The organism is Amycolatopsis pithecellobii, from assembly GCF_009707865.1.
Lineage (GTDB): Bacteria > Actinomycetota > Actinomycetes > Mycobacteriales > Pseudonocardiaceae > Amycolatopsis_E > Amycolatopsis_E pithecellobii.
Map to the genome: position 1 here is coordinate 19,457 of NZ_WMBA01000086.1, position 9,807 is coordinate 29,263.

12 protein-coding genes are annotated in these 9,807 nt (G+C 69.4%); 7 read left to right on the top strand and 5 right to left on the bottom strand.

The window, feature by feature from the left end:
- Positions 1 to 6 precede the first annotated feature (6 nt).
- From GKO32_RS34465 to GKO32_RS34480, 4 genes are all read right to left on the bottom strand, one after another.
- Positions 7 to 417 carry a VOC family protein gene (locus tag GKO32_RS34465; protein WP_154761108.1) on the bottom strand — a complete coding sequence of 137 codons (411 nt, stop codon included), beginning with the start codon at positions 415 to 417 and terminating at the stop codon, positions 7 to 9.
- A 10-nt stretch (positions 418 to 427) separates the two neighbouring features.
- Positions 428 to 862: a helix-turn-helix transcriptional regulator gene (locus GKO32_RS34470; RefSeq protein WP_312869060.1), complete on the bottom strand. Its 435-nt coding sequence runs from the start codon at positions 860 to 862 to the stop codon at positions 428 to 430.
- Between the two features lie 69 nt (positions 863 to 931).
- Complete coding sequence (locus GKO32_RS34475; RefSeq protein WP_154761109.1) at positions 932 to 2,770, bottom strand: hypothetical protein; 1,839 nt, start codon at positions 2,768 to 2,770, stop codon at positions 932 to 934.
- A gap of 74 nt (positions 2,771 to 2,844) precedes the next feature.
- The gene (locus GKO32_RS34480; protein WP_154761110.1) at positions 2,845 to 3,390 is read right to left on the bottom strand and encodes a hypothetical protein; all 546 of its coding nucleotides are present in this window, start codon (positions 3,388 to 3,390) and stop codon (positions 2,845 to 2,847) included.
- Between the two features lie 73 nt (positions 3,391 to 3,463).
- Here GKO32_RS34480 and GKO32_RS34485 point away from each other — a divergent pair, with 73 nt between their 5' ends.
- Complete coding sequence (locus GKO32_RS34485) at positions 3,464 to 3,886, top strand: MerR family transcriptional regulator (protein WP_154761111.1); 423 nt, start codon at positions 3,464 to 3,466, stop codon at positions 3,884 to 3,886.
- Here the strand turns inward: GKO32_RS34485 and GKO32_RS34490 are convergent.
- Positions 3,856 to 4,971, bottom strand: coding sequence for a C40 family peptidase (locus GKO32_RS34490; protein ID WP_312869062.1), 1,116 nt, complete (start codon positions 4,969 to 4,971; stop codon positions 3,856 to 3,858). The genes GKO32_RS34485 and GKO32_RS34490 overlap by 31 nt on opposite strands.
- Before the next feature lie 69 nt (positions 4,972 to 5,040).
- On the opposite strand from GKO32_RS34490, the gene GKO32_RS34495 reads away from it, so the two are divergent.
- The 6 genes from GKO32_RS34495 to GKO32_RS39530 all read left to right on the top strand — a co-directional run.
- The gene (locus tag GKO32_RS34495; RefSeq protein WP_154761112.1) at positions 5,041 to 5,850 is read left to right on the top strand and encodes a biotin--[acetyl-CoA-carboxylase] ligase; all 810 of its coding nucleotides are present in this window, start codon (positions 5,041 to 5,043) and stop codon (positions 5,848 to 5,850) included.
- A 33-nt stretch (positions 5,851 to 5,883) separates the two neighbouring features.
- Entirely contained in the window at positions 5,884 to 6,423 is a 540-nt protein-coding gene (locus tag GKO32_RS34500) for a PH domain-containing protein (protein ID WP_312869063.1), read from the top strand.
- A 1-nt stretch (position 6,424) separates the two neighbouring features.
- A complete protein-coding gene (locus GKO32_RS34505; protein ID WP_154761113.1) occupies positions 6,425 to 7,366 on the top strand; it encodes a hydroxymethylglutaryl-CoA lyase in 942 nt (313 codons plus the stop codon).
- Positions 7,367 to 7,448: 82 nt separating this feature from the next.
- Positions 7,449 to 7,844: a YbaB/EbfC family nucleoid-associated protein gene (locus tag GKO32_RS34510; RefSeq protein ID WP_312869064.1), complete on the top strand. Its 396-nt coding sequence runs from the start codon at positions 7,449 to 7,451 to the stop codon at positions 7,842 to 7,844.
- A complete protein-coding gene (locus GKO32_RS34515; RefSeq protein ID WP_312869065.1) occupies positions 7,841 to 8,143 on the top strand; it encodes a hypothetical protein in 303 nt (100 codons plus the stop codon). The genes GKO32_RS34510 and GKO32_RS34515 overlap by 4 nt, the downstream gene beginning before the upstream one ends.
- Positions 8,144 to 9,807 (top strand): WXG100-like domain-containing protein (locus GKO32_RS39530; RefSeq protein WP_446680224.1); only part of this gene is annotated, 1,664 nt, incomplete at its 3' end.

Consider the following 9,807-nt stretch of genomic DNA (forward strand, 5'->3'; position numbering starts at 1 on the left):
GATGCGTCAGCGAGACTGCTGGATGCGGATCAGGTTGCCCGCGGGATCACGCACGGCGCAGTCGCGGAGCCCGTACGGCTGCTCGGTCGGTTCCTGAACGATTTCGGTGCCGCTCGCCTGCAACTGTTCAAACGTCTGGTCGAGATCCTTGGTGGCCAGGTTGAGTGCGGCGTAGGTGCCCTTCGCCATCATCTCGGTGATGGTGCGGCGCTCGTCGTCGGTGATGCCGGGGAAGGCCGTCGGCGGCTGCAGCACGACGGAAGTGTCGGGCTGCCCGGCCGGGCCGACCGTGATCCAGCGCATCCCCTGGTAGCCGACGTCGTTGCGGACCTCGAAACCGAGCAGATCGCGGTAGAAGGCCAATGAGGCTTCCGGATCGTCGTGGGGCAGAAAACTCGCGTGAATGGTGATGTCCATGGCCGTCACATTAAGTCGGCACCGGTGCGGGCGCTTCTCGATTCCTGATCGGTCTGGTGACCTGTTTCGCCACACACGGCGGTATCCCCGCGGTCGCCCGTGCCTGGTTCCGGTAGGTGCTCGGCGGCATCCCGACCAGTTCGGTGAAGCGGGTGCTGAACGTGCCGAGCGACGAGCAGCCGACCGCGAAACAGACCTCCGTGACCGTGAGATCGCCGCGGCGCAGCAACGCCATCGCGCGCTCGATGCGCCGTGTCATCAGATACGAATACGGTGACTCACCGTAGGCGAGCCGGAACTCGCGGCTGAGATGTCCCGCTGACATGTGCACGCCGCGCGCGAGGGCCTCCACATCCAGCGGCCGGGTGTATTCGCGATCGATCCGGTCCCGGACGCGGCGCAACCGCGCGAGGTCCTGCAGGTGCTGCGCGTCCTTGCTGGTCACGTGCGCGATCGTGCCATGACGGCGGGCCCCTTTTCCAGCCCTTTTCGCAACGGTCCCGGTAACCGCGGTTCAGATCTTGAGCGGTCGCGCCACGACCGCGAGCCAGTCGGTCCGGCCGGTGTCGGCGGCGTATCGGCGGGCTTCGGTCTGCGCCTGCCGCAACAGCGTGTCCGGCAGCGGAACGTGATCGTATTCGTCGGTCTCGCCGATGTCCGGTGGCAACGGTTGCCGTGCCGGGGTGGTGCAGTCACTTTGCCCGCACCAGGTGCCCGCGTCGGCGTACCCGTGGCTCAGCACGTCCGCGATCCACCGCGGCAGGCACGCGCACTGCACCAGCAGCCTCGTCTGCACCGCGGGAAACAACCGGAACCCGTAGGTGTCCATGAGCCGCACGAACTCCGCCCGGTAGTGGCGGGGGAGCAGGCACGCGAGTCGCGCGGCACCCACGGAGATCATGAACAGTTGCGCCCGCTGCCCGTCGAACGCGCATTCCGCGCACAGCCGGGGCGTGCAGTCCCAGGTGTCGATCCCGAGTGCGTCCTCGTCGATTTTTCCGGCGTCGGCACCACAAAGCGCGAGCAGTTTGCTGACGATGTCCGGGACATTGTCGCCGGCGACAACGGGCGAGCAGTGGCGCGGAATCGGCCGGATATCGAGCTCCCGTCCGGCGAACCTGTCCTGCTCACGCAAGTTGTCCACGCGGCGGGCGAATCCGTGATGTCGTTGGCCGAAGTAAAAATAGGTTTGCGGGCCCCAGGCGATCCGCATCCGGGCATCATCGCGTTTCGCCTGGGCATTGCGAGGTGACAGCGCGTCCCGTGTCGCGGCCGTGGCGCAGGCGCGGCAAACCCAGTTCAGCAGGTTGTGTTCCCCGATGGCCGCCTCGGAATCGTGATCGACGGCCCACCCCCGCACCATCCCACCGATACTCGCGCAGATGTGGCGAACGTAGTCGTCGAAGGACATTTGCCGGTGCACCGGCCAGAAATGGTAGGACCCGTACGACACGCTCGCCACGATTACCTTGCGCACCAAGGGAGTCATGGCGCACAGCACCCCGGTGTGCAGCAGGGCCGGGTTGCTGACCTTCTTGGTCAGGTGGTCCAGCTGCGCCAGCCACCGGCTGAACCCGTCGCCGATGCCGTTGCGTGCTCGCCACTGTCCCCACTGTCCGAGATCTTGCGTGCCGCCAAGGGAGTCACCGGTCAGCGAGGTCTGGATGGCCGCCATGATGTCGCCGTCGTCCCGGTGTGCGGTGGCCCAGTCGGTGAACCAGCACAGGTTTTCCTGGTACGAGGTGAATGCCACCCGGGGTGGCATCTCGGCGTCCACGCACGCGGCGCAGTTCAGCGTCATGATCTGGTGATGCCCGAGGACCGGCCTCAGCGCCGTGCGCACCACCGCGTGCTTCACGTCGCCCTTGGGGTAGCGGGCGGGCTCGACGGCCGAGGCGTGTTCCGTGGGAGTGAGCTTGCCCTGCCCGGCCCGGAGGAAGACCTCGGCCGCGGCGTGCACGGCCAGCAGGCACCGGTGGAGCACGAGGTCGTCGGTTTCCTGGCGGAACGCCGACACCTCGACGAGGCCGGCGATCACGTCGGCGTAGTCGTCGAACGCGCCCAGTTCGAGCAGGTAGGCCTCGGCGCCGTCGCTCACGCGCAGCAGTTCCGAAAGGGCCGTCCCGGTGTGCGGCGTTGTGCGGCAGGGCCGGTAGATGCCGGTGTCCAGGGCCGCACCGTCGTCCGGATGCCGGGTCAGCAGCTCGTCGATGGCGGCGCACAGCAGCTCGCTCACCCGCAACGCCACCGCCAGCCGTACGCGGGTTGATGGCTGAGCCAGCACTTGCGCCGCCACCTGTCGCACCGATCGCAGATCCGGCGCGGACTCGAGCTTTCCGATGACGAGACTCATGTCCATCTGTTGCCCACCACGTCTTTCACGGTGCGAGAAAAGAAGGCACCCGCGAAAGGGGGCTGACTTCCTGCTCAGCGGGCGCGGTCGGCGATTTCCATGGCCCAGACGTAGAGCACCGCGGGGTCGCCGAGCGTGGCCTGCAGACCCGGTGGGACGAGCGGCCCGCTGAGCGCGCTGAGGAGGTCGAACAGGTTGAGGTTCACCCACTCCCAGAGCATGCTGTCGAAGTTGTAGGCCTTCATCAGCGGAGTGAGCCGCTCGCGGATCTCCTCGGTTTCTTCTTGTGACACACCGGCTTGCCGCAGACGCTCATCGGTGGCGCGGTCGTGGTCGGGGTCGAACCAGGTGTCCAGGAACGGTTCGAGGAGGTCGGACCACGTGTCGGGGCGGCAATGTCCGGCGATGCCGTTGCGGTCGCAGAACTGGTGCAGCTCCGCCTCTTGTGATCGCGGCACGAACAGGGTCTCCCCGGTGACGGTCCGGATCTCCGGTGGCCAGGCCTTCCAGTCGGCGTCGCGGATCCGTGCACGCGGCAGGACGCCGGTGGGATGCACGGTGGCGCCGGGGAACGGGTACGTCCGGAAGCAGATGTAGTCCTCGGCGAAGGTGACCTCCATCGGACCATTTTCGGGCACCGGCCGCGGGTAAGCTAGGACCTGACGTTGACGTCAGCGACGAGGCGGGTACGAGATGCGGATCGGTGAGCTGGCTGCCAAAGCGGGCGTAAGTGTCCGGGCGCTGCGCTACTACGAGGAGCAAGGCCTGCTGCACTCGATGCGCAGTCCGAGCGGGCAGCGGCAGTACCCCGACGCCGCGGTCGACCGCGTCACCCTGATCCAGCAGCTCTACGCCGCCGGCCTGTCGAGCAAGACGATCCTGGGCATCCTGCCGTGCGTGTCGAGCGGCGAGGTGACGCAGGAGCTGCTCGACCTGCTGGTCTCCGAGCGGGACCGCATCAGCGGGCGGATCGAGGACCTGACGGCCGCCCGCGACCGGCTCGAAGGCATCATCACGGCTTCGAGCGATTCGGTGACGGAAGGCAAGCCCTGCTCGCCTGATAACCGGTTGAGCGGCCGGGACCGTCAGGCGGCCGGCCTGCCCGCGCCGGCGTAGTCGTCGCCGCGCACGTGGTAGGTGGCGATCTGGATGGCCATGCCCTCGGTCGGCGCGTTGATCATCAAGCCGTTACCGAGGTAGAGGCCGACGTGGTGAATACGCGTCGCGGGGTTGCCGTAGAACACGAGGTCGCCCATCTTCGGCTCGCCTGCCACCGGGGGTTCGGCGCGGAACTGCGAGTCCGCCGTCCGCGGCAGCGAAACCCCGGCGCTGTCGTAGGCGGCCTTGGTCAGGCCTGAGCAGTCGAACCCGGCCGCACCGGCGTCCGGCCCGTTGCCGCCCCACACGTACGGCAGGCCGATCTGGTCGAGAGCGAACCGCACCGCTCGCACCGTCGGGCCGGCCGCCGTCTGCGGCGCGAGGGAAAGCGCCGCGTACAACTGGGCGTTGCCGAGAACCTGCTGCCGGAACAGGTCCGAGTCCCGGTACTTCGCGACGGCGTTCCACCATTGGGTGCCCGCCTGCAGATCTGTCCCGCCGGCACACAGCGCGCGCCCGGCCGCGATCGCCGCGTCGTCGATGTCCTGGATGTTTCCCTGCCCCCGCTGCCACTGCGGCGAGGTCAGCTGCATCGGCCCGGTGCGTTTCTCGCTCGCCGCCTCGCCCGCCGCGCCCTGCAACGGAACGGCGGCCAACGGCTTGCGCACCACGCCGTCCGCGTCGAGCGAATCACCGCCGAACCGGCCGTGATCGGAACTCGCCTTGCCGATCCCCGCCAGCGTGACCCACGACAGATGGCAGTTCGGCAGTTCCTTCCGCAGCGTCAACTCGCCGGTCGCGTACCCGACGAGCGCGCGCTCCGGGATGTCCAGCGGCCCGCTCAGCCCGGCCGCCCACGTGTCGAGTTCGTTCCGGCCCTGCTGCTGCGGCGCCTGCGCCTGTACCGGCGCACTGATCTGGAGCACGGACGGGCCCGCCGCCGTCGCCGCGTTGCCCGCGGGCGCCGCGGCGGCCGTCGGCGGGGGCTGCTGCGGCTTACGCGCGAGAATCCAGCCACACGTCGCCAGCGCCCCCACCAGGATCAGCGCGATGAGGGCGCGGCCCGCCACGGCACGACCCCATTTCGGGAAACGAATGGTCACCTGCCCAACCCTAGAGAACGTCCATGATCTCCAACGAGCGTTCCGGACATTCGTTACTAGGCTCTCAGCATGACGGAGATCAACGCGGACCGGTTGCGGGCTTCGCTGGGTGCGTACGCCGGCGTCGACGTGGTGAGCACAACCGGTTCGACGAACGCCGACCTGCTGGCGGCCGCGGCGACAGGCACGCCGGACCGGACCGTGCTCATCGCCGAGGAGCAGACCGCCGGGGTCGGGCGCCGCGCACGAACCTGGGTTTCGCCGAAGGGCGCCGGGATCTACCTGAGCGTGCTCCTGCGCCCGCACGGCGTCCCGTTCGCCAAGCTCGGGTCGCTCGCCATCGTCGCCGGGCTCGCGGTGACCGATCTCACGGCCGAGCTAGGCGTGGACGCCGCCCTGAAATGGCCCAACGACGTCCTCGCCGGCCCCGATCGCGGGAAGTGTGCGGGGATTCTGGCCGAAGCGGTCGCCACCGACGAATCCGCCGTCGTGCTCGGCATTGGCCTGAACGTCCGCCCGCTGGGGCCGGGCGTGGAGCCCGGCCCGGGCGGGCTGCCGCCGACGTCGCTGGCGGAGCACGGCGCCCGCACCACGGACCGCACCGAGATCGCGTCGGTCCTGCTTTCCGCGCTGGGCGAGCGGGAAAGCCGGTGGCGTGCCGCGGCCGGTGACCTTTCCCGCGCGGGGCTGCTCGACGACTACCGCTCTCGGTGCGAGACGCTGGGGCAACAGGTCCGGGTGCTGCTGCCCGGTGAGACTTCACTGGTCGGGACGGCCAGCGACATCGACCCGTCCGGGCAGCTTGTCGTCACCGACGAACAGGGCCGGCAGCGGATGGTGTTCGCTGGGGACGTCGTCCACCTGCGGGCGGTACCTTAAGCTGTCGAGTAACCGAGCAAATCGGAGCGTGCCGTGGCGTACCCGGAGGGCCTGCTCAGCGAGAACGAGCAGGTCATTGTGCACAGCCATCCGCATTTCAAGATGCTGATCTGGCCGGTGTTCTGGCTGATCGTGACGGTCGGCGCCGGTGCCTGGCTACTGACACTGGTCGGCGGCGTCACCGCGGGCTGGGGGCAGGTGGCGGAGATCGCCATCGGCGTCGTCGGCATCGTGTTGATCTGCTGGCTGTTCCTCGCACCGCTGATCCGCTGGCGCACCACGCATTTCATCGTGACGACGGACCGGCTGATCACCCGTGAGGGCGTGTTCAAGCGGGTCGGCATCGACATCCCGATGAGCCGGATCAACAGCGTGCAGTTCGAGCACGGCCTGGTTGACCGGATTTTCGGGTGCGGCACGCTTGTCGTCGAGTCCGCTTCGCACGAGCCGCTGCGCTTCGACGACATTCCGCGCGTCGAGCGCGTGCACACCGTGATCTATCGCGAGGTCAACGACAATCCATACGACGACTTCTCGGGCGAAGACGCCCGCCGTTCGCGAGGCAGGAGCTGACATGGGTACTCGGGAACTCGGGCTGCCGCAGGCCGCGCCGGCGAGCGGACTGCCGTCTCGCGTCACGATCTGGGAGGTCGGCCCGCGCGACGGGCTGCAGAACGAGAAGTCGATCGTGCCGGTCGACCTCAAGCTGGAATTCCTCGACAGGCTCGGCGAAGCGGGCTTGAGTGTGCTGGAGGCGACCAGCTTCGTCTCGCCGAAATGGATTCCGCAGCTGGCCGACGCGGAGGAACTACTCGGCAAGCTGAGCCGCCGTCCCGGCGTGCGGTATCCGGTGCTGGTGCCCAACGAACGAGGGCTGCAGCGCGCGCTGGCAGCCGGCTGCCCGGATATCGCGATCTTCGCCAGTGCCACCGAAACGTTCGCCGAGCGCAACCTGAATTCGAGCCTGGACAAGCAGTTCGAAATGTTCACCCCGGTGGTCACCGGCGCACGCGACGCGGGCGTGAACGTGCGGGGCTACCTGTCGATGTGCTTCGGTGACCCGTGGGAGGGTCCGGTGCGCTACGACCAGGTCGTCGCGGTCGGAAAGCGCTTACTCGAATTGGGCTGCTGGCAGCTCTCGCTCGGTGACACGATCGGGGTCGCGACCGCCGGGCAGGTCGAAGGTTTGCTCGCCGCGTTCGCCGACGCGGGAATCGGCCCGGAGCGGCTCGCGGTGCATTTCCATGACACCTACGGCCAGGCGCTCACGAACACGCTCACCGCACTGCGGTTCGGTGTGTCCACTGTGGACTCGTCGGCGGGCGGGCTCGGCGGTTGCCCCTACGCGGAATCCGCCACCGGGAACCTCGCGACCGAAGATTTGTTGTGGACGCTCGAAGGCCTCGGCGTCGAGACGGGCGTGAACCTGGACGAGCTGGTCGCGACGAGCGCGTGGTTCGCGGAAAAGCTGGGCAGGCCGAGCCCGTCACGGGTGGTCAACGCGCTGGCGGGGTGACGCTCTTCCGGATCGGGAACCGCGGTGGGTCCGGCTGCGTCGGAGCTGGAAGCCGACCGCTGTACTACCGAGGAGGGGTGCCGTGAGCGAGCACCGCGCGCAGGTGGACGAGCTGCTGGCCGACTACCGGCGCAGCAGGGAGCGGTTGGCCTCGGTGCAGCGCGAGCTGAGTGCCGTGACGGCGTCGGAGAGTGATCCGGATCGGCTCGTCACCGCGACCGTGGGCGCGCGCGGCACGCTTACCAAGCTCGAGATTTCCGAAGAGGCGTACCGCCGCTACCGGCCCGCGGAACTGGCCGACGCGATCGTGCGGGTCACCGCGGCCGCCACCGCTCGCGCGTTGAGTGAAGCCGGCGAGATCATGGCGCCTGTGCTGCCTGCGGGAGCCGACCCGTTGCTTGAGGGTGGCGAGGTGGCGCACGCGAGACACGCGGCTGAAGAGGGTAGTTACGAGGACCGGAACTGGGTCACGCGGTGACCGGCTTCGAGGTCGACCCTGGGCGACTTTCCCGGCATGCCAAGGAGTTCGACGCGCTGGTGGAGCGAGCGGCCGGGATCGCGGGGGAGTTGGCGCACGCGCTCGACGGTGCGCCGTGGGGTGGCGATGTGGTCGGGCGGAGCTTCGCCGCCGCGCATGCGGAACCCGCCGCGAAGGCTCTTGAGCAGGTGAAGGGCGTCGCGGACGGACTGGGCGGCGTCGGCGGCACGTTCGCGGCGGCGGCGCGGCACTACCAGGCGGGCGATTCCGCGGCGGCGGATGCGATCCGGGGCGCGTAGATGAGTATCGAGCTGCCTGGAGAGCTGGCCGAGCTCGCGGCTGGTGCGGGGCTGAACTGGCCGGAGGCGGATGAGGACAAGCTGCGGGAACAGGCCGGTGCGTGGCGTGCGGCGCAGTCGAAGTTGCACTCACTCGCCGCCGACGCGGACCGGACGGCGGGTGCCGCGGTCGATGCGCTGAGCGGCCCGACAGCCGAGGCAGCACGGAAAATGTGGTCCAATTTCGCGCACGGTGAGCTGGTGTCCTCCGCGCGGGCCGCGGGGGAGGCAGCGGACCGCCTGACCCATGCGGCGGACCAGGTCGGTGCGGCGAAGGTGGAGATGGTCCGGCACCTGGTGGATGCCGCGAAGCTCCGGGACGCAGCGGAGATCGCGGCCGCGTCAGGGCACCCGACGGCGCTGCTGGGCGTCGACACGGCACTCCACAAGACGGCGGCGAACCTCGCGTCGCTGACCCACAACCTCGCGGACGCCGTCGCCCCGACGCGTGAGGTGCCCGCAGTCACGGATGCGGCGAGCGGCGCGGTTGCCGGAGTTGTCGACACAGCACCGCCGCTACTGGACGCGGCGCCAGGAGTGACGGATGCGGTGAGCGGCGCGGTGGCGGGGATTGCCGATATTGCGCCGCCGGCGGGCGATGTTCCCGACGCCACCGGGCCGATGCCCCAGCTGGGTCATTCCTCAGTCCCGGACATGGGCACCGGCCCGATCCAGACGGGGCAGTACGGCGGGTTGCTCGCCCAGGCCGGTTTCGACGACGTGCCGACCCCACCCGCCGGGCATCGCCTGCCTGGCGGCACGATCGCCGCGGGCTTTGCCGACGGCAGTTACCAACCCGGGCCTGTTCCTCCGCCCAGCTCCTCGCCGGTCTGGCAACCACCACCCGCCGTCGGCATGTCGGGCGCCGCACTCGCTGTCCCACCGCCATCGGGGGTCATGCCCGGACTGGGAGGTGGCACGGCGCTGTCGCCGGGCCCTGCGCGTGGGGCCGCGCCGCCGAGAGCCGCAGATGCGCTGGGGGCACCGGGGAGTGCCGATGCCGGCTTGACCGGCCGCCGGGCTGAAGCGGGTCAGGGAGGTCGTCGGGCGCGCGGTGCCATGTCATCCGGGCGCGCGGCCGAAGCCGGTTTGGTGGGCCGCCGGGTCGAGAATGCATCGCCACCTGGCAGTGCGGCGGACGACGGACCGGGAGGCCACCCGGCTGAACGCGGACCGGCCCGGGGCCGTGCCGCGGAAACCGCGCCGCCGGGTCGTTCCGCCCACACCGTCACGCCGGGACGGCCGGGTGAGGCGCCGATGAACCGGTCCAGCGGTGGTCGGCCGGGCCATCCCGTCGAGGCGCCTTGGGGAGGCGTTCCGGGGACGGCACCTATTCCGCACCACGGAAACCCTTATGTACCAACGGAATCCAAGCCTCCACTGGGTGCGCCGAGGCAAGAGCGGGCGAGCATCGTGGCGCTGTTCCTGGTCCACATGTTCCCGATCGGCCATCTCCCGGTCGCGACGGTGCGCCCAGCCCGGCAACTGCCGCTGCCCGCACCCGAGCTCGACTATGCAGCCGGTCTCCGCTTCCCGCCTCATGATCATCCGAGGTCGGACCTGATCGATTCGACCGACGCGCTCGCCAACGTGCGCGATCGCCCGCGAGTGCGGAAGTGGCGTGT